The following is a 24,204-nucleotide window of genomic DNA, read 5'->3' as shown; positions in this document are numbered from 1 at the left end:
CAATATGCGATCAAGATTAAATCAGGTAGGAATTGTATCATTAAAATAAATGAAATATGTAGAATAATATTCGATACTTGTAAAAGTAAAGAATAGAGAAATAATCGAGGGTGACACCAAAATTATTGTGAGACACACATTTTTTATTATAGTTGTCCTTGCAGCTTATATAGAAGTGTTTTCATGCCAAAATGATCAGGCTAAAAACATAAGGGTTTTAAAAACAATACAATTTCAATAAAACATTAAGGATAATAGTTATGGAAACAAGTTTTGAAAAAGATTCCTTCCAATTAACGGAAGTTCAAAGAATTTTTATGAAAATTAATCAAACAAATGCGTCTTATCCTAAGGAGAAAAATCTTATTCAATTGATTGAAGAGCAAATCCAAAAAAAACCTCAATCGATTGCGATAGAATGTCAGGGGAGGGTGCTTACCTTTCAAGACTTGAATGAACAGGCGAATCAATTGGCTCATTACTTAATATTATCTGGAGTAAAGCCTGGCAAGTTTATAGGCGTCTTTTTTGAGAGATCTGTTGAACTATTAGTAGGATTATTAGCTGTGGTGAAAACGGGAGCTAGTTTTGTTCCTCTAGATCCAAGTTATCCGAAAGATCGTATTCAATATATAATTGAAGATTCCAACATGGATAGTATACTAGTTCATGAACCCAGTATGGCATTCCTTCATTTAACTAGTGTGTCAGTAATAAATGTGGACAGGGAGAAAGAAAAAATTTCGCAGTCATCTATAAAAAATCCCGTATTTGCAATTCCCTTGAAATCGAGTGAAATTCTTTATACAATTTATACCTCTGGTTCAACAGGTAGACCTAAAGGTATTTGTATTACTCACGCTTCTTTGATTAACACTTTGTTTCACATGATAAAAGAGTGCTCAATCGATAATAGAGAAACTATTGCAGCCGTGATTCCTATTTCGTTTGATATTTCAATGATTGATGTTTTTGCGGCTTTATTGTCGGGTGCAAAAATTGGTTTAGTGACCAAAGAGGATAGTCAAGATGGGAAAGTTCTATTGGAACTTCTAGTTAAGATGAAAGCAACATTCATGCAAGCTACTCCGGTTACATGGAGACTTTTGCTGTCGGCAGGGTGGACTACAGATTATAAACTCAAAATAATTTCTGGAGGAGAAGCTCTGGAAACTGATTTGGCGAAAGAATTGTTTGTAAGGAGTTCGGGATTTTGGAACTTTTATGGTCCAACTGAAACTACTGTTTATTCAACAGGGTATAGAGTTCCATCAGTCGCAGACATTTATTCTAATGGAAAATTAGTTCCAATTGGCATACCTATTTCTAATACACAAATTTACATTTTATCAGAGAGCATGGAGATGCTTCCTTTTGACCAGCCTGGAGAACTGTATATTGGTGGTGATGGACTTTCTTCAGGTTACCTAGGAAGAGAAGATTTGACCAGCCAAGTTTTTATCCAAAACCCTTTTAATAGGAATGAAAGGATTTATAAAACAGGAGATGTAGTTTCTTTGAGTTCTGACGGATTAATTAATTTTTTAGGTCGGAGTGATCATCAAATTAAAATTCGTGGTTTTCGCATTGAATTGAGTGAAATAAACTTTGTCCTAAAAGAAGTTACCGGTCTAAAAGAAACAATTGTAAGTGCTAAGGAGTTTGGTTCTGGGGATAAACGCTTAGTAGTTTATTATGTTTCCGATGATGGTTCGCACCTAAATATTAAAGATGTACGCGAACAACTTGCCAAGAAATTACCGGATTATATGATTCCTTCATATTTTACAAAAATGGAAAGTTTTCCACTTACACCTAATAAAAAAATTGATTATAATGCACTACCATTGCCTAAAAGTACAGGGACAAATTTGAAACATGATTTTGTAGTTTTTAAAACTTTAACAGAAGAAAAACTAATTAAAATATGGTGTGATGCCTTTAAGTTAGATAGTATTGGCATTGAAGAAAATTTCTTTAGTTTGGGAGGGAATTCCATTATTGCTACGAATATTGTTTTTCTAATTCAGGATAAGTTGGCAATTAACATGTTTGTAAAAGATATTTTTGATTATCCAACAATAGATCGCCTTGCTGTTTTGATTGAAAAAAGGCATAGCAATTTTCAGACGAAAGAAAAAAGTGATTCTTTAGTTTTAAATATTCAAAAAAAAGATCTCATCCCTTTGAGTTTTGAGCAGTTAGGGTTTTGGCTATTTTGGAAGTTTAGTAAACAAACTTATAATATCTCAGACGTTTTTATAATTGATGGGGAGTTAAACTACCATCATTTTCAAAATGCCATTAATGAATTGATTATGAAGCATGAGGCTATATGGTATTCCTTTTCGAATAAAATTCCAATGCAGAAAAAAACTTTGATCAAGCCTTATGCCGTACGAATTATTGATTTAATCGATCTCGATAAAGACAATTTTAAAGAACAGTGGTTGCAGTTAGTTGAAAAAGAGCTTCATGGCAACTTTAACTTTTCAGAAACTCCACTTATTCGTTTAGTGTTAGCAAAAATAACCGAAAAACAGCATCAACTTTTTATTTCTTTACCTCATTCAATTTGTGATGCAAGTGCCTTAACACAATTTGTAGCAAATCTTTTCGAAACTTATCAAAATCAGTTGGATGGAACTTACTATTATTCTAATACTGCAAAGAAAAGACTTGTTGATGAAATTTGTATAGAGCGAAGTTCTGATCATATTTCGATTTTTCAAAAAGATGTGGAATATTGGAAGAAGAAATTAAAAGGAGCAGAACTTTTAAGATTACCTAAAACATCATTTCTTACAGGAGAAAAACCGACTGGGAAAAAAGTTTTTGAAATAGCTACAATTCCAGAAGAACTATTAAAGAAAATAAACCAAATATGTAGTGATAATTCATGCTCATTTGGAATGGGAATGCTTAGTATATCAATTTCTTTGATGTATTCAATGACCAAGTCTCATGATATCACGTTTTTAATGTCCACAATGAAACCAGTTGCATCCAAGGAACAGAGCATAAGGAATAGCGCAAGCATGTTCCCTATTCGAACTCAAATTAACCCCGATTACTCTTTTCAACAACTTATGTTGCAGGTTAGGGAGTCGGTTTTAGAATCTTTAGATCATCTGAATTGCCCAGCAATTATTCCTTATAACAATGCTCTTCGTGCTAATTTAGTTGGATGGAAAGGGTGGTTTTATAAAATGTTGGCAACCATTATTGGGGGAAGTATGCATCTTAGGTGGAAATCTGCTTGGCTTTGTCCAGAGAATATGAAGGATTATTTGACAGCAACTTTTGCAAGTTTACCTGCCTTTTTAAATGGGAAGGAAACCAGAGCATTATTACCCCCTTTTGTAAATATTTTACCAAGGTTTTACGGTGATGATGAAATTAAAAAGCAAGGAAATATCTCCGTAAGTTCCATTGGTGATTATGAACTTGTTGTTCCGTTTAAAGTCTTTGAGGGTAATGGGGATAATGCGGAGAGTGCCATGCCTACTTTTTGTTTGACACGGAATGAGAATAAAGAAGCAGTACTTTATATTTATGGGGGGCGACTTAAGCAAGAAGTTCTATCGGATATTATGCAATCTTTCAGTCGTATATTAACACAAGTTACAAATAACCCTGAAGTGAAACTTCATGATATATGATTGTATCCTTTAAATGATTGAGACTCTGACGTAGGATTTTTACATTTTCAAATTGTATTGTTACAAGAACACAATAGTTGTTTTTTTTGATGAAAACTTGATCTATTTCGTGAAATTAAGAAACAAGTTAGAAAGAACCTCATAAATCCATTATTAACTTCGTTGAGTTCTGCTTCGCATAAGTTCCAATCATCCAATACCGATCAAAAAATTTGTGTAGCTGTAAATAAGCGTATTATTATTTTTTCAGAACTAACTCAGATTATAAAATTTATTATTACACGAGTGAAAAAAAATTGTTTGTTTTTTTTGAGAATATTTATAGATCAAGATTCGAAGATGGGCGGGGCTTATAAACATATAGGATGCTGTATTTTAGGATATAACGATGAGTATCAAGACATGATAAAGAGCCTGTGAGTTATATCAAACAATAAATAAAAATTTCTAAGGTTTTGCAACACTGAAAACAGGAGGAGAAAACAATGAACTTTACAGAATACGATTCCATACTTGAAAGAGTAAAGAACAGAGAGATGACCGTAGGTGAAGCTATTAATGAAATAAGATTATTAAAAAAAACACCTTTAACTACGGAGATTTATTCCTATGATGAACCTTTTCTTAAAGATCATACCATAAATGATGTGCAAGTACTCATCGGGGTAACTTATGGAAGCCTGGCCATCAATGCCTTTTTTGAAATTTTTAAGGAGGAAATATACGTCCATCTTCATCAGCTCAATTTCGTCAAACCTGTGGAGTTAAAAAAAGATCAGAAAATAGAAGTGCTAATAGAACCAGTTCAAGAAGAACTGAAAACAGATTTTCAAGCCCTGTACCGATATGATAAAAATACAGCATGGAATAAGGCTGCGACCGGAAGTTTGCAAAAGGTTCGGTTTGAAAATAAGGAAACAGATTTAACATTTCTGCAAAAGGATCTGAAAGAAGTACATGATTTTGATTACATCTATACATATTGTTATTCCAGCGATATAGTGGTCAATCTGGGGAACAGTTACAGGACTCTTGTTGGTCTTTACCAGGGGAACGACCGGACACTCGCACGGATCGCTCTCTCGCAAGCCACAAGTCAGGAAGAAAATCACAAATACGCACTACACCCGTTAATCATCCAAAGCACTTTCTTGGCTGCTATGCCTTTGATAGGTCGGGATAATTATACCTGGTTTCTGCCTTTTGGAATTAAGGATATTTTTTTTCATAAAAAGAAGAAGTTGGAGCAATGCTGGATATCCATAAATCTTGTAAAAAATTCCGGCGAGATGATCCTTTTTAACGCAGATATTATAGACGATGATTCTCAGGTAGTCGCTCATTTTTCGGAATGCTCCATGAAAAGAATCCGTAGTGCACAGGTATCGGTAAAACCACTCCCGCAATCAGGATTGACAGAGAACCCACCAGAGGTTATGTCAGCCCCGGTTGACAATGATGTCGAAAAATTTGCTGATTCTGGGAATATGGCTCGAAAAATACAGAAATACTTGATGCAAAAGTTGGAAAAATATTTACCAGGGGCATCAAAACGGTTAAGCAGTAATGCTAATCTGATGGAATTCGGGCTGGATTCCTCTCATCTTGTCGCTTTGGCTCATGAGATTGAAAAAGAAACGGGTATTGAATTTGGCCAGAGTCTATTTTTTGAATATCCCAATATAAATGAGCTTACCGAATTTTTTTCCAAAGAACATCATGACTTGATGAACAAGTTTTTTGGAAATTACTCTCAAAAAATTGCTTCAGAATCAATTAGTTCTGAAACCATTAGTAAAGTGATCCAAACCGATGAATTTTCGACCAAAACAAAATTTGCTTCAAATCCACATTCTGTAATAAATGATGTATCGGAAAAATTTGGTGAAGGGGATATTGCCATTATTGGTATGCATGGCACGTTTGCAGGGTCGCAAAATCTAGATCAATTTTGGAATGATCTCGTCACAAAAAAAGATTTAATCAGAGAAATTCCAATGGATCATTGGGACTATCGTCCTTGGTTTGATGCAAATCCTAGGACTCTTGATAAGACTTATTGCAAATGGGGAAGTTTCATTAACGATGTGGATAAATTCGATGCAAATTTTTTTCGTATATCGCCTCGAGAAGCAAAATGGATGGATCCTCAGAATCGTTTGCTTTTGCAAAGCATATATGCCTGTGCTGAAGATGCTGGATATATTAATCGGTTAAGAGGAACTGACACTGGAGTTTTTATAGGGGTCTGTTGGTATGATTACAATCAGAGAATGACTGAGTTAAATCTCCCAGTAGATCCCTATGTGGGTTCTGGCAATGCTGCAACCGTAATTCCCAATCGTATTTCTTTTTATTTTGATTTTAAAGGCCCAAGCTTGACATTCGACACTGCATGTTCTTCATCGTTGGTTGCTTTACATTATGCCTGCAATGCCTTAAGAAAAGGCGAATGCAGTTTAGCTTTTGTTGGCGGAGCCAATTTGATCTTATCTTCAATGCATTATCGATACTCATCCAGTATCGGAGTTTTATCTTCAACGGGACGCTGTCATTCCTTTGATGCGGCAGCAGATGGTTATGTTCCAGGTGAGGGAATTGCGAGCATTTTACTGAAACCGTTGGAAAAAGCAATAAAGGATGGGGATCAAATACATGCGGTTATTAAAGGATCTGCTGCATTACATGGAGGATATACTCCGTCATTGACTGCACCAAGCGTTGTGGGAGAGGAGAATGTGATTCTGAAGGCATGGGAGAATGCACAAATAGATCCAAGCACATTAAGTTATATTGAAGCACATGGTACAGGAACTAAACTAGGAGATCCTGTGGAAATTAATAGCCTTAAAAAGGCATTTAAACGATTTACCGGTAAGGAGCAGTTTTGTGCTATTGGATCTGCCAAGGCTCATATAGGTCATGCTGAGGGTGCAGCTGGAATTGCAGGGGTTCTAAAAGTCATTTTACAAATGAAGTACAAAAAAATACCTGTTATGCCCTTCTTCCAAACCCTTAATCCTCTTATTCAAATTGATAAATCACCCTTTTATATCAATAGCGAGGTTGAGGAATGGAAAACTCTTCACGGAATACCCAGACGTGCTAGTATAAGTTCTTTTGGTTTCTCTGGAGCATATGCTCATGTGGTGATGGAGGAATTCATTCCTAGAAATTTGGAACAGTCCAGAATTTATTCGAATTCTTCAGTTCGAGTAATTATAGTATTATCCGCAAAAAATGCAGATAGGCTAAAGGAGCAGGCTATCCGTCTCATTGCCTATATTCAAGAGAACCAAATAACAGATAAAAACCTAGTTGACATTGCTTATACATTGCAAGTTGGAAGGGAGGCCATGGAGGAGCGAATGGCATTACTTGTGTTTTCTGTGAAAGAGCTTGTAGAAAAGTTGTGCGATTTTGCCAATGGACATAATAATATATCAGGATTCTTCAGAGGTAAGGTAAAAGGAGAGATAAATAATATCAAGGATGAGAATGAAACTTTAATAATCAATGGCGATTTACAAGGAATCATAGGATCAGAAATTTTAGATGTTGAATATGATAAGATACTCTGTGCATGGGTTCAAGGAATAGAGTTTGATTGGAATAAACTTTATGACGAGACTAAACCGCAGCTTATTAGCCTACCCACTTACCCTTTTGCTAAGGAGCGGTACTGGGTTGAGATTGATAAAAAAATAGAAAAAATTAAAGTTGTTGAAGAAAAAAAGAAGGTTGATGTAATTCATCCGTTAGTACAACGTAATACTTCAGACCTTGCCGAAATTAGTTATGCATCTTGTTTTTCAGGAGAAGAGATTTTTATTAATGTTGACCATGTAAATGGATCAAAAATCTTGCCTGCAACAGCGTGTTTGGAAATGGCGAGAGTTGCATTTATAAATGCAATGTCAATAGGTAAGAAAAATTCTAACGCTGATTTAAAAGTCGTAGAGTTGCGCAACATCGTTTGGGGTGATCCAATTGTAATTTCTGAAGTTGCAAAAGAGGGAGATTTAAACAACGCGGTATCCATTACCTTGTTTGAAGAAGACAAAGAGCAAATTGATTTTGAAATTTGTAGTTCTACAAAGCATAATGATCTTAAAGACTCATTTGGGGAGGTTATTCATTGTCAGGGACAAGCAATCTTTTGTTCTCATTCGATTATGCCTCATTTTGATTTAGAGAAACTTAAAGGAGAAATTAAGAATGAGAAAGATTCAATCACCAACGAAAAGGCAAACCTATATTCCCAGTTATCCGAAATGGGTTTTAACTACGACTCGAATTATCAGGGAATAAATTCTCTTTACCATGGCAAAACTCAAACTCTCGCACATTTGCTAATATCCGATATTCTTGTTGCTACACATGAGGATTACATATTACATCCCAATTTAATTGAATGTGCATTACAAACTGCACTTCTTTTTTGCAAGAATACCCTCGGGAATTCAATACAGATTCCATTTAGGCCAGTACTTTCAAGCCTAAATTCGTTGAAGGTCATTCATCCTTGTCCAAAAGAGATGTTCGCCTTGGTTCGCTATTCAAAGGGAAATGTTTTTTCTTTTTCACCCGATGATAATTCCCTTCTTCTTGATATCGATCTGTGTGATAAACTAGGGAAAATATGTATGATTATGCGCGAAGTTTCATTCCGTGTAGAGTCGCATAATATCAAAGCAAAGGTGAGTGAAAAACATATGAAGATTTCTTATCCAGATACGTTAAATAAACCCACTAACATTTCATTAAAATTTCCAGATGCTCATGTGATGAAAACAATTGAGCATGAACTCTCTAAACCTATCACCTCTATTAAACTGGTTGATACACCTTTAAATGATGATTATGAATGGTCTACTTCCCCTAATTTATTAATTACATTTTCTCATGTTAGTTTATTCAATTTTGGAAATGGCATTTTTTCTCTTCAAATAGTTTCGGATGAGAGCAATAATACCCTTTCCAAAGTTTTAGTTGATGAATTGTGTGATGTGCTTGATAGAGCAAAACACATAACGGATTTTAAGGTCTTAATATTAAAAGGGACAAAGAAAAGTTTTTTGAGGGGAAGGAAAAACGAATTAACAGAAGCGCTTAAAGAGACACGTCAGCAAAACTTATATCAATCCATTATTTCTTTTCCTTATCCAGTTATTGCTGTAATGAGTGGTGATGCCTTAGGGGCTGGTTTTCTTGTAGGGGCACTGTGTGATTTCATGATTTGTAACCAAGAAAGCAATTATGGTTTTACAATTTCTGATTCAGATTTGGAACAGGAAGTAATTATTAATAAGCAACTTGAATTTCTTTTTAAAGAGCGATTCGGTGAAACTCATGCAAAGGAAATATTGTCTTTATCTAAAGATTCTTTGTCATCAAATAATGGATTGACTGGTTTGCAACTCCAAGAGAAAGGATGGACTTGCCCCATTCTTTCCAAAGAAAAGGTTGAGGATTTCGCACAAAATCTTGCTAGAAATCTTTCTGAAAAACCACAAGAAACGCTACGTCAGTTAAAAATACATTTGGCTCGACATCTTAATCATTTAGTTAATGAATTAGTTGTTAGTAGCCCTTCTTTATTATCGTGGAAAGAGAGGAGAGTAGCACATTTTCAAGAACAAGTGAAGTTCAGAAAATTGTGGGAAAAAGCGATTGAAGATTCATTTGAGATTGCGAATTGTGAAATGGAAAAAGAGATTGACAATAATTCAAGAGTCGTTTCTTTGTCATTAAAATCAAAAGTTATTAAAGCCACTGTTTATTCCGATGAAATTGTATTAGTTAAAATGGAGGATCGGGAAGCAAAGAATATGTTTTCGGAGGCTCTTGTAAACGGATTGATAGAGGTATTTGAGCACATAAACGGAGCACCTAATTACAAGGTGGTGATTATTAAAGGTTACGAAAATTATTTTGCTTCAGGAGGTACTAAGGAATCATTGATAGCTATTCAGGAAGGTAAGGCTAAATTTACCGAAAATAAAATTATTCAAGTAGCTCTTGATTGTAAAATTCCCGTGATTGCTGCAATGCAAGGGCATGGCATTGGTGCAGGATGGTCTTTTGGAATGTTTGCTGATTTTGTTATTTTAAGCGAAGAAAGTAAATATGTAAGCCCATATACGAATTATGGATTTACCCCTGGTGCCGGAGCCACACTTGTTTTCCCAGAAAAAATAGGGTACGATTTGGCGAGGGAGACTCTTTTTACTGCAAGAGAATATTCTGGTAGAGAATTAAAAGAAAAAGGCCAAAAGTTTTGTGTGTTGCCTAGAAATCAGATCGATTCATTTGTAATGGTTCTTGCTCAACAAATTGCAACTCATTCTAGAGAGAATCTTATTGCTTTAAAACGTCAGTGGACACTATACTTTCAAGAGCATTTGGAAGAGGTTTATCAGCTTGAGTTGTTGATGCACGAAAAAACATTTGTTGGGCAGGTTGAAACACTAAATTTGATTCAAGAACATTTTTATCAGAGCGGAACGGAATTCAATCCTGAACCAAATTTTGGTAATAGATCTGTATCGATTTCTGCTGTAACAGGTAATATTGCGAATTCTGGCGAGGTTGATTTATCCCCTGAAACGGAGAACCTATCCAAAATTTCATCAACTCTAAAAGGGTTCTTGTCCGATGAATTACAAATGCAAGTATCGGAAATAGATGAGGATAAACAATTTGTTGATATGGGTTTGGACTCGATTGCAGGAGTGAGTTGGGTGCGTAAGATAAATGAAAAATATAAAACATCGATTGAGGCTACCAAGGTTTATAATTATCCTACTATAAGCCAGTTCAGTAATTATGTTAAAAGTGAAATTGATAAGATTCGGAAAACAGATGATAGTTTCCAAAAATTAATTGTTACAGATGAAAAAATTAAAATTGCAAAACCAGTAACCAGTCAACAAATTCTGACTAATGGAAAAAAACTAGTTTCATTTAAAAAAACAAGACTTAAAGAGCATCAAAAGCAACCTTTTGAAAGTCAACCTGAACCATTATCTTTCTACCAATCACAATCAATTGCTGTAATTGGAGTGAGTGGTCAGTTTCCTCAAGCAAAGAATTTAGATGAGTTTTGGCAGAATATTTCTCAAGGAAAAAATTGTATCAGTGAGGTATCGCAAAAACGATGGAATCTTAGTGAGTATTACAGCCAAGGAGCTGTGTTGCCTGGAAAAACGAATTGCAAATGGATGGGATTTTTGGAAGAATACGATCTATTTGATCCTTTATTTTTTAATATATCACCGATTGAGGCTGAATCAATGGATCCCCAGCAGCGCTTATTTTTGCAAACCAGTTGGCATTCCATTGAAGATGCTGGATACAACCCCAAACATCTTTCTGGAAGCAAATGTGGTGTTTTTGTTGGATGTAGTAGTAATGGCTATCATCAACAATCACAAAAGCATCAATGGAGCGCACAAAATTTAATAGGAGGTGCTACCTCAATACTAGCAGCACGTATTTCCTATTTCTTAAATCTGCAAGGACCTTGCTTGTCAATTGATACAGCTTGCTCTTCGTCCCTTGTTGCCCTTGCCTCAGCATGCGATAGTCTCGTTAGTGGTAGTAGTGACTTAGCATTGGCCGGAGGGGTTTATGTAATGGCAGGTCCTTCAATGCATGTAATGACCTCGCAGGCAGGCATGCTATCGCCAGATGGGAAGTGCTACACTTTTGATCAGAGAGCCAATGGCTTTGTACCTGGAGAAGCAGTTGGGGTTGTGATGCTAAAGAGGTTAGTTGATGCAGAAAGGGATCATGATAGAATTTATGGAGTCATCCAAGGTTGGGGTGTAAATCAGGATGGTAGAACTAATGGAATTACTGCTCCTAATCCTGAATCACAAACACGATTGGAACAAGAGATTTATGAAAAATTCCGAATTAAACCAGTCAATATTCAACTCGTTGAAAATCATGGAACTGGCACTAAATTGGGAGACCCTATTGAGGTTGAAGGTCTAAAAGAATCCTTTAAGAAATACACAAATGAAAAGGGTTTCTGTGCTTTAGGCTCAATAAAAAGTAACATTGGTCATTGCCTCTCTGCATCTGGAATATCGGGTTTTATCAAGGTGCTTTTAGCCTTAAAGAATAAGCAATTGCCCCCTACTATCAATTTTGAAAAGTTGAATGAACACATTGATTTGAAAGATACTCCGTTTTATATCAATACTCAATTGCGGAATTGGGAAACTAAGAATGGAAAGAAACGACAAGCTGCGGTTAGTTCTTTTGGTTTCAGTGGTACTAATGCACATGTAGTTGTTGAAGAATATGTTGATTTGAGCGCATTGCAAATTGAAAAAGATAAAAAATTCATTCAAAGAAGTGAGATTGCCATACCACTTTCAGCCAAAACGCTTAAACAGCTTAGGCAAAAAGTTATTGATTTATTAAATTTTCTTCATAGCAGAAAAGAATCACTCGATCTTATAGAGTTGGCTTATACATTACAAGTAGGTCGTGAACCAATGAGTGAACGTATAGGTTTTATGGTTAGTTCCGTAGAGCAATTGACGAGAAAATTACAAGCTTATCTGAATGAGGAGCATATAGATGGAGTTTATCAAGATCTAACCAAGCATAGTAAGGAAGGTTTGAGTTTGATAAGCGAGGATGATGATTTGAAAGTAACCATTGTTGAACAATGGATATCTCAAAAAAAATTAGCGAAATTGTTGAATTTATGGGTTAAAGGCTTTGATTTCGACTGGAGCAGATTTTATGGTTATGACAAACCTATGCGTGTTAGTTTACCTGGTTACCCTTTTGCTAAGGAACGGTATTGGATAGAGGAAGATCATTTTCTTCATGTTGTAGAAGAAAAGTCAGGAGATCAACTTCAAAATTCATTATCCCACCAAGACACAGTTACAAAACTTCCCCCAAACAGCAATTCTATTTTCACCGAAGAAGAACAATGGGACAAGCTGACTTATCTATGCAGGTGGGAAGAGCAGGAGAATCTGCTTCAAAGTCCTCCTACTCCTCACTCTAATGTTCTAATTATTTGTAATGGATCCGCGTTTCAGTTTGAGGAAACAATTCAGAATTTTTACCAAAAAAATGAAAATAGTTGTGTAATAATTATTCGTTTAGCAAACACAACTAAACAGATTTCTAAAGGAGAATGGTTGTGTGATATTCATGATCCAGAATGCTTTTCGCATTGTTTACAGGATGTAAATAAAGTTGAAGTTTTTTATTTTCTCGCCATGAATGAGCAGTTGCCCCAACTAATAACATGGGAGAAAGTTATAGAATGTCAGGAAAACAATGAAATTCAATTATTGCGATTTATCAAATATCTAAAACAAACCAACAAGATTGGAGAAAAAATTGATTCATATATTCTTACGCTCGATAATTATTCAATTGCTGAAAAATCAAGTAATTCCTTGCGCTTCTGGGGTGGAGGTTGTACAGGTTTTGCCTATTCACTAGCACAGGGTAACCATGTATTTAAAGTGAGAAACCTTGACTTATCCTCAAAGGATTTAGAAAAAGTAAACTATCAGGAGATATTATTTAATGCTATTTATACAGAATCTCCTTCTGGTAATGGTGAGGTTTTTAAAATTCAATCGGGCAAACGGTATCGACAAACTTTTTTTAAATTAAAGCGGGAAGCAAACCATTTACCTGTTTTCAGGAATAGAGGGGTTTATCTTATTGCTGGTGGAAGTGGAACTATTGGTCAGATAATAACAAGTAACTTAATTAAAAAATATGATGCTAACATTGTATGGATTGGGAGAAGCTCCAAAGAATCTGAAAAGATAAAAACAGCTTTAAAGCGATTCGAAGAGTTTACTGAAAGATTGGACTACTTTGAAGCAGATTTGACTAGTCCTGAATCAATGCAAAGGGCAATAGAGCAAGTTAAAAACAAATATGAAGACATTCATGGAGCTATTTTTTCTGGAATGGTTTCCAATAGTGACAATTCTATTGATCAAATCAGCGAATTGGAATTTAGGTTTACTTCAAATATTAAGACACTTGGTAGTTTGGCATTTTATAATGCGCTGAAAAAAGAATCCTTGGATTTCATGTGCTATTTTTCATCCAGACAAACATACTCATTTTTGGGTGCTTCCGATTTCACGGCATATACTAGTGGAATTACTTTTTCGGATAGTATTGTTCGTTCTCTGCAAAAAAACACAAATTTTCCTATTGGGATTATCAACTGGGGTATTTGGAAATCTTCTTTTAAGGAACGAACAAATGAAATAGGCACTGAAAATATCGATGTTTTGGAGGATTGGGAGGGATTTGCATGCTTTGAACGATTTGTGAATGAGTTACAGCAAAACAGAATTCATCAAGTTTTATGTGTTGGGCAGTCTAAGGTGCTTACCTCTATAATGAATATTGCTCAAGACGAATTTATTATGCTCACGAGTAAATCACCCTCATTCTCTCAGGATTACAAAAAATTAATCGAAATTCCCACAGATAAAATTGCAAACCTTCGGCTTAGACAAAAAGGAATGGATTTGGATAAATGGCTCATTCAGTTACTATTTGTTCAGTTACGTCGTTTGTGGGAATCTTCCTCCTCTAAGATTCCTTTAAACTTGTTGGATCTTAGAGTGCGAAGCGGAATTATAAATAAATACTATCCTTGGTGGAATGCTTGCTTGAGAATACTATCAGAATACAAGTTGATTAGAATTAAAGGTGACTTTGTTGAGGACTGGTTACCATTAGAATTTGACTCGGTATGGAATAGTTGGAGACTTCAAAAGGATAATTATTGTCAAAATCCTGAATACAAAGCATTAGTTCTGCTTTTAAACGATTGTTTGGAGAAATTACCAGAGGTTTTGCAGGGGCAAATTCCCGCAACGGATGTTCTATTCCCAAAATCTTCTCTAGAGAAAGTTGAAGGAGTTTACAAAAACAATCTTCAAGGTGATACCTATAATGAAATTGTTGCTAATACGGTAGTTGCCTACTTGCAAAAGCGATTGGAGTTGGATTCACGAACACGGTTGAGAATTTTGGAAATTGGTGCTGGAACAGGAAGTACATCTACCATCATTTTTGAGAAATTGCGTGATTATCAAAATGCTATTGAAAAATACTGCTACACAGATATTTCTAAGGCATTTTTTTTACATGCTCATGATAATTTTGCTAGTAAAACTCCTTATCTAGAGTGTCAACTATTAGATATTGAACAATCAGTTGAGTCGCAAGGTTTTGAACTCGCGAGTTATGATTTAGTGATTGCTTCCAATGTATTGCATGCTACAAAGAATATTCGAAATACTTTGCAGAACGCCAAAACCCTTTTGTGTAGTCAGGGTCTCCTTATTCTTAACGAGGTTAGCATACAATCTTTGGCTGCTCATTTGACATTCGGATTATTAGATGGGTGGTGGCTTTTTGAAGATTCTGATCTTCGCATGCTCGATAGCCCTGGACTATTTCCAGAAAGTTGGCAACGGGTTTTAGAAGAGGAGGGTTTTTCTCAAGTATTTTTCCCTGCGGAAGAAGCACATGAACTAGGGCAGCAAATTATTTTAGCGCAAAGCGATGGAATAATTCGCAGAAAAAAACAGCAATCTTTCTCGTCTTCTGTTCAAGCCATTAATAAAGAAAAAATTAGAGCTCAGCATCTTCAATCTAAAGATTTTACCCCCCGGAAAGATCCGTATGAATACGTTCAATCGAATATTCTTGGTTGTTTGTCTAGTACTTTGAAAATTGCACCAGAAAATATAGATCCAAATATTGCTTTCTCGGATTATGGTGTTGATTCTATCTTGGGAGTTAATTTTATCAATCAGGTTAATGAACGCTTATCTATCTCGCTAAACACTGCTATTATCTTTGATTACTCTTCACTCAATCGTCTGAGTAGACATGTGATGAGTGCTTATAGTGGGCAAATTGATGCAAAATTGAATTCAGAGAAAGATTTTAAGCAAAATGATATAAACAACTCGAACAAAAATTTTCAAAATCCAGAAGTTCGTACTTTAAGTAATGTTCATGATACCATTAGTCGCATTCAAAGTTCTAATAATATAAAAACTACAGAAATTGCTGTTATTGGAGTTTCAGGGCAATTCCCCAAAGCTGGAAACGTAAAGGAATTTTGGAGAAACTTAATTATGGGAATTGATGGAGTTGAGGAACTTCCCTTTAATTACTTTGATCAGGAGAAATATTTTAGTAAGGAAAAAAAGCAAGGGAAAACCCGTTGTAAATGGGGAGGAGTTCTTTCTGAACGCGACTGTTTTGACCCTTTATTTTTTAATATTTCTCCTAGAGAAGCCGAGTCTATGAGCCCCCACCAGCGTTTGGTTTTGCAGGAAGGATGGAAAGCCATTGAAGATGCAGGTTATAATCCAAGAAACCTGTCTGGTTCGCAAACAGGTATCTTTATTGGGGCAGAGCCGGTGAAATATATGGGTAAAAGTTTCACAGGTGCTTCAGATGCCATTGTTGCTTCGCGGTTATCGTATTTTTTAAATCTGAATGGACCTGCTTTTGTTGTCAATACGGGTTGCTCTTCTTCGGCTGTTGCCATTCATCAGGCATGCGAAAGTTTAAAAAACAGGGAAACGGATTTGGCTTTGGCTGGTGGTGTTAACGCATGTATGGATCACACAGTTCAGGTTAGTCTGGACGAAGTGGAAATGCTTTCTCCCAGCGGCCGCTGTTTTACCTTTGATAGCGCAGGTGATGGAACCATCATTTCGGAAGGAGTTGGAATGTTGGTTTTAAAGCGTTTAGAGGATGCTATTGCTTCAGGAGATTCCATTTATGGTGTGATCTGCGGATCTGGAATTAATCAGGATGGGGCAAGCAATGGAATTACCGCTCCTAATGGTGCAGCTCAGGAAGAGTTGATCTTAAATGTTTACAGTAAATACCAAATTGATCCCGGAAAAATTAGTTATGTTGAAGCGCATGGTACAGGAACAAAACTTGGAGATCCTGTAGAGGCAAATGCCCTTGTGAGAGTTTTCAAGAAATTTACTCAGAAACAAGAGTATTGTGCCGTTGGTAGTGCAAAATCTCACATTGGTCATACGGCAGCAGCAGCAGGAGTTATTGGACTGATTAAAGTATTATTATCAATTCAGCATAAACGAATTCCGAAACTATTGAATTTTAAAACGATCAACCCCTTGATAGAATTCAAGGATTCTCCATTCTCTATTCCAATTCAAGAATCCGAATGGATCTCAACCGATGGATTTCCGCGAATGGCAGTGCTCAATTCTTTTGGACACAGCGGAACTAACGCTCATTTAGTTATAAGAGAAGTACTTCCCGTGGAAAATAGACAAACCCCAATTTCGTCTGTAAGCGAGAGTTCTGTTATCATTCCTTTTTCGGCAAAAACAAAAGAGCAGTTAAGACAAAAAGTCTGTGATCTAATAGATTATTTATCAGAAAATGAACATTCATCGATTGATTTGACCCAGATGGCTTACACTTTACAAGTAGGTAGAGAGGCGATGGAGGAACGTTTAGGGTTCATTGTTTCGTCTTTAGAAGAATTAGGTGAGAAATTACAAGCCTATAGAGGAGGGTTAGAGAATGGATATCAAGGTCAGGTAAAACGAGGTAAAGATTCACTAACTTTATTTAGAACAGATACTGATTTACGTGAAACTGTGAATAAGTGGGTTAAAGAAAGGAAATTTTCAAATCTTTTGGATTTATGGGTAAAAGGCTTGGAACTTGAGTGGGATAAATTTTATGGTGAAGTTAAACCGAAGCGCATAAACCTGCCAGCATACCCTTTTGCTAAAGAAAGATATTGGATAAATCAACTTGATGAATCGAAAACAATATCGTCTAAAAGCATAAATATACATCCCTTACTTCATACCAATTCATCCAACCTAAACCATCAGAGTTATTCCTCAATCTTTAGTGGCGAAGAATTTTTCCTTAGAGATCATAAGGTGATGGGACAGAAGGTACTTCCAGGCGTTGTGTATTTGGAAATGGCTAGAGCGGCCTTTGTTCAAGCAACAACAACACGAAATGAATCAGCAGGTGGAAAAAAGGTAATAGAACTTCATAACGTGGTTTGGGCACAACCAATTGTAGTTAAAGATTCCATCGAGATATCTATTGCTCTGTATCCAAGTAATGAAAAAAGCAATTGCGAAAAAATTGACTATGAAATATTCAGCATAAAATCAGATGGAGAGAGGGTGAAAGAAACCATTCATGGTCAGGGTCAAATTACGTTCGTTGATAAAACATTGTCAAGCAAACTGGATTTGGTTTCTCTCCGTGAACAAATGATTTATGGTAAATTAGACGCTTCAGATATCTATCCGATTTATAGCGAAGTAGGGATTGATTTTGGTACTTCATTTCGTGGAATAACAAGTATATACAGAGGTAATAAACAGGTGTTTGCACAATTGAGTTTACCGGTTACTTTGATAGACTCACATCATGACTATTTACTCCACCCCAGTTTGATGGATAGTGCAATTCAATCTTCCATTGGACTGTTTGCCGACACAAATAATTTGAACGGATTCGATGGTAGTGGCTATAGCATAGCGGGCAGCAAATTCGTTCAACGCCCTTTACTTCCTTTTGCCTTGGAATCGTTGTGCATTATTTCCCCTTGTACTAAAGAAATGTTTGCATGGGTTCGGTACTCAGTTGAAAACAGCGAAGGAAATAAATCAGAAGATAAAATCACAAGGTTGGATATTGATTTATGCGACTTTGAGGGCAATATTTGCGTCCAAATGCGAGGTTTTTCTTTCAGAGAAATCAGTTCAAAAGTAGGCATTACAAAGAATCTTGATTCTAATACTGGGTTACTGCTTGCAGTTCCAATATGGGAACCGTGCTCAATTACAAGTAGTCTTGTTATCGACAATCCTTCCAAGATAGAATACTCAAACGATGCACATCACTATGTTATTTTTTGTGAACATCCTGTTGTAAACATCAGTGAACTTCAGAATTTTATGACGCATGTCCGCTTTGTTTCGTTACATGCTACATTACAAAAAAGTATTGCAGAGCGTTATGGTGAATATGCTTTAGCCTGTTTTGAACTATTACAAACCTTGCTTAAAAGCAAGCCATCAAATAAAGTACTAATTCAGATAGTTATAGTTGGTGAACGTGAAAAATTTTTATACTCAGGCTTGTCAGGACTATTTAAAACTGCTCACCTTGAAAATCCTTTGATTTCCAGTCAGTTTATTTTTATAGAGTCAAACACAACATCAAAAGATCTAGTTAGTAAACTATTACAAAATAAAGATAAACCGCAGGATGCTATCATTAAATACGAACAGGGCGATAGATTTGTCATACAGTGGAGAGAAATACAGGAAAAACAGGATTTCAGTCTAAGAGAAGTACCTAATGTTTTCAAGGATTGTGGTGTTTATATTATAACCGGAGGTTTGGGAGGCTTGGGAATCTTGTTTGCCCGAGAAATTTTATGTCAAACTAGTAAAGCCAAAATTATTTTAACTGGGCGTTCTATTCTAACTGAGAAACAGTGGCAGGATAAAAAAAGCACCATACTTAAGAATCTATCCGAAAACCCAAACCGACTTGACTATCATCAGTTAGAGTTAAGTAATTTAGAACAGGTAAAGCAATTTATTACCGAAGTTAATATAAAGCATGGTCAATTTAACGGTATTATTCACAGTGCTGGGATGATTGCCGATAACTTTATTCTGAAAAAAACAACTGAAGAATTTACCCGTGTACTTGAACCCAAAGTAGTTGGTACCTTAAATCTTGATGAAGCGACTAGAGATCTTGATTTGGATTTTATGGTGTTGTTCTCATCTACCTCAACAATGTTGGGTAATGTTGGTCAAGCCGATTATGCAACTGCAAATGGCTTCATAGATCAATTTGCTGCTTATCGTAATCAACTTGTAAATAGTGGAGTGCGAAAAGGTAAAACTTTGTCTGTCAATTGGCCATTATGGCAGGATGGAGGGATGAAAATCCATGAGGCCAAAATTAATATTTTGCTTGAAAGTGCTGGTATTCATCCGATGTCAAGTACAGATGGAATGCGAATATTTAATCATAGTATTATGCAACCCTATAGTCAGATTATGGGGATTACTGGTGAATTATCGAAAATGCGTAGAACTATTTTTGAAAATTCAGTTTTTCAAAATGAGCCTTGGATTGGCATGAAACAGAATGAATATTTAGTAAGTACAAATGCAGAAATTGGAAACGTTGATAAAGTAGATAGTAAAGAGGTTTCAGAAAGTCTAATTGAAAAAACTCAAAATTTTATAAGTATTCAATTTTCATCAGTATTAAAAATACCCATTAATAAAATTGATCTGCAGGCATCTTTGGATACTTACGGTATTGATTCTATAACTGCAATGGAGTTAACCAATCAGTTGGAAAAAACTTTTGGATCATTACCCAAAACCATATTCTTTGAATATCGAAATATTCACGATGTAAGCGAATATTTCATAAAATCTTACGGAGATAGACTTGTAAAATTGTTTTCATTAGAAAATGAAACTCATTCTATTAAAGATACTATAAATCATAATTCCGCCTTAGAGTCAAAGAGTGAGAAAACTTTAGTTCGACGTTTTAGTCGCCAGCCTCAAACTATTAATTTACAAAATTCATCTTTTTCACCCACCCATGAAGAACCTATTGCAATTATTGGGCTCAGCGGTCGTTATCCTAATGCAATAAATATTGAAGAGTATTGGAATAACCTGCGCTCTGGGAGAGACTGTATTACAGAGATCCCCTTGGAGCGTTGGGATTGGAGAGAATACTATAGTCAGGATCGTAATAAGGAAGGATTTCACCATAGTAAATGGGGCGGTTTTATTAGTGGTGCAGATGAATTTGACGCTTCATTTTTCAATTTTTCACAGCTAGAGGCAAAATTCACAGATCCTCAGGAACGATTGTTTTTGCAGCATGCCTGGATGGCTCTTGAGGATGCGGGTTATACACTAAATCGTTTGCAGTTACTTTCTAACCAAAACTCCCAAGATTTACCAGCACAGGTAGGGGTTTATGTTGGTGTGATGTTTAGTGAATATCAATTATTCGGGGTTGAAGCTAGCATGTTAGGAAAACGTATGGGATTTGCCGGTAATCAGGCTGGCATAGCCAATCGTGTTTCTTACTTCTTCGATTTGCACGGACCCAGCATGACAGTGGATACTATGTGTTCCTCCTCTCTTACAGCCATTCATCTTGCCTGTCAGGATTTAAGGATGGGACGAACTCAATTAGCAATTGCAGGAGGGGTTAATCTAACTATACATCCTAATAAATACCTATTTTTAAGTGCAACTCGTTCCATTTCTAGTGCTGATAAATGTCAGAGTTTTGGAGAAGGTAGTGATGGTTATATTCCTAGCGAAGGTGTGGGAACTGTTATACTAAAAAGGCTATCGGAAGCCCAAAAGGATGGTGACCATATTTATGGCTTAATCAAGGGTAGTGCTCTCAATCATGGTGGAAAAACTAACGCCTATAGTGTTCCAAACCCACAGGCTCAGGCTAAAGTAATTAGTCGAGCAATGTCTGAGGCACAAGTAAATCCACGTCATATTAGTTACATTGAGGCACATGGAACAGGAACTATTTTAGGAGATCCTATTGAAATTTTAGGACTTAGTAAAGCCTTTTCTCAAGATTTACATCAGGATTCGAATTATTGCTTTATTGGTTCGGCAAAATCCAACATTGGTCATTGCGAATCTGCGGCAGGTATTGCTGGGCTTACTAAAATTTTACTGCAAATGAAGTATAAGCAAATTGTTCCTTCGCTACATTCGGAAAAACTAAACCCTCACATTGATTTCGATAAGAGCCCTTTTGTTGTCAATCAGTCTTTGAGGTCATGGGAGCAACCAATAATGGATGGGATTTCTTTACCTCGTATTGCAGGTCTCTCTTGTTTTGGTGCGGGAGGATCTAATGCTCATATGATTGTGGAGGAATATATTCCGGTAACAGCCATAGTGTCTCGTATTAAACATGGTGAGTCTCAAGACAAGGTTATCATTCCATTATCGGCCAGAACCCCAGAGCAACTAAAACAAAAAGTTCGGGATATGTTAGTTTTTCTTGAAACTATCGATCCTTCTATCAGATTAATCGATATCGCCTATACTTTACAAGTAGGAAGAGAAGTAATGGAAGAAAGGTTAGGTTTTCTTGTTAATTCTATTGAACAACTAGCAGATAATTTTAGGAACTATTTAGACGAAGTATCTTGTGAAGGGGAATATGTTGGTAAGACAAAAGGCAATCATGAAGATTTAGATGTTTTAAATCAAGATGATGACATGATTGAAGCGATTGATAAATGGATTGTTCGAAAAAAATATTCCAAATTACTTGAGCTTTGGGTAAAAGGATTGAAACTAGATTGGAACAAGTTTTACCCCGAAACATCAGAGGAGATAAGACCTCGATTAATTAGTTTGCCTACATATCCTTTTGCGAGGGATAGTTATTGGGTGGATATTAAAAGTTTGAAATCGGGCATATTTTTAGGCTTAGAGATACAACCTAGTTCTAAAATGACAGGTGATGGACATTTCTTATTTGATAGTTTGCAAGACGAGAAAAACATCATTGCAACAAAGAATTCTCATAAATGGAAATTTTCACTGCCCAAAAACATTGGATCTACTGAAAACACTCAATATTCTCATTTTAGTGTTGGCGAAAAGGCAAAAATATTTGTAGAACAACTTATTGTTGAAAATGTACATAGACCCCTTGAAGGAATTGATCCTGCAGCAAATTTTATTGATTTAGGTCTAACATCAATGGGAATTCTAAAATTAAGTCAGGAAATTCAGCAGAAAATGGATATTTCATTTCAACCCGCTTTATTGTTTGAATATAACTCCATCTCAAGCTTGTGTGTTTATTTGGCACAGCATTATTCAATGGCAATTGAGCAGTTTATTGTTACAAGAGAAACAAGTTCATCGCAATTTCCCGAACTTATTCACCTTAATAACAAAACCAAGGGAAGGCCTATATTTTGGTTTCACGGAGGATTAGGTGGTGTTCAACCCTATCATATCATTGCCGATAAAATTCAACGACCTTTTTACGGTATTCAAGCCCGAGGATATCAAACCGAGCATAGTCCCTTGAATGGGGTTCAGTCAATAGCAGAGTACTATGTCGAAATAATTCGTTCGATACAGGTCGAAGGACCTTATGATTTAGGCGGATATTCTCTGGGTGGTCTTATTGCCTATGAAGTAACTAGACAATTGCAGATTCTCGGCCAAAAAGTAAATACGATTGTAATGCTTGATTCATTTGATGATAAGCATCAAATGAAAGAATCGGTGAAATCCAATATGTTATTGGGCGCAAATACGGTTTTATTATCGCTTGTTGCTCAAAATCCTGAAAACATTGAAAAAATTTTAATTCACAGGAGTTCAATTGATGAAAATTTGGATAGCAATACCTATTTGAGTCAATTAATAGATATGATTCAGAAAAGTGGATTGCAACAGACAAGAAATGAATTAGAAAGAATGATTATGAAAACAGTGGAGTTAATACATGCTTACGATGTGGATAATTTCGTGATTAACTCTTTAAAAGAACCTCAAGCAACACATTGCTATTATATTAGAAATAAAAATGGGCTGTATTTAGGAGGAATGGAACCTTTTTTTACTACTGCGGACAATACGCTGGATCATACATTCTACTGGAAGAGATGGCAGGAGTTATTACCGAATATTCATTTCATAGATGTGGATTCTTCAAGTCACGCTATGATGTTAACGGAATCCAAGTCAATTGAAGCGATCATTGATTTTTGCCGAAATCTGTATTCTGGCGAAAAATCATCTTAATTCTCTTTGGAGTTTGAGGTTATGTGAAAAATAACTTTTTTTCCTGTTTTCAGCGTTGAAACACTGTAGAAGTTTTATAGATTATCCGGTGTTCAGCCTTCTCATTATCTATGTTGAGCAGCCTCGATTTTGGTATGTTTAGACTCGGGTAGCGTATACGTTATTTGGTACATGTTGTGAGTAACTTCTGCGGCTTTTTTGGAATAGCGTTGATTTTCCTTATATAGAACACGTTCTAGCTCTTTTAAAATGCAGTATGCTGTAGATGATACAGATGTGGGATTCTATGCGGTTTCTTAGCCTGTGGTAGATTTGCCAGCATTCCCAACATCATAGCCCGGTTTAATTTTGATCAATTTGCATGGACTGATCATGTAAAAAGAATAGGAATAGACCTACGTGTTTCTTCGATAAAAAATCACCGCCGAAAAACTGACGCATGCCATCAGAACTGTTTCCAGAGATCAGGCAACTCGGCTCAATTGGTTAAAAAATCGTGCTGAGAATAGCATTGCATGGGCAGTGGAAGAGATTGAATGCTATGCTTCGAATTTCAAACAGTGTGTGCAAACTTGAGCCGGTCTATGATGAATATTCATGATTCTATTTAACGTTAGTTCGATGTAAGA

2 protein-coding genes are annotated in these 24,204 nt (G+C 35.9%); both read left to right on the top strand.

Translation table 11 applies throughout. The features are described from left to right. Positions 1 to 317 precede the first annotated feature (317 nt). Positions 318 to 3,662, top strand: coding sequence for an amino acid adenylation domain-containing protein (locus HOO91_03710; GenBank protein ID NOU16650.1), 3,345 nt, complete (start codon positions 318 to 320; stop codon positions 3,660 to 3,662). A 485-nt stretch (positions 3,663 to 4,147) separates the two neighbouring features. Beyond that, a complete protein-coding gene (locus HOO91_03705) occupies positions 4,148 to 23,575 on the top strand; it encodes an SDR family NAD(P)-dependent oxidoreductase (GenBank protein NOU16649.1) in 19,428 nt (6,475 codons plus the stop codon). Positions 23,576 to 24,204 lie beyond the last annotated feature (629 nt).

The organism is Bacteroidales bacterium (assembly GCA_013141385.1).
Classification (GTDB): Bacteria; Bacteroidota; Bacteroidia; order Bacteroidales; family Tenuifilaceae; genus UBA8529.
This window is presented reverse-complemented; position numbering and strand designations above follow the sequence as displayed.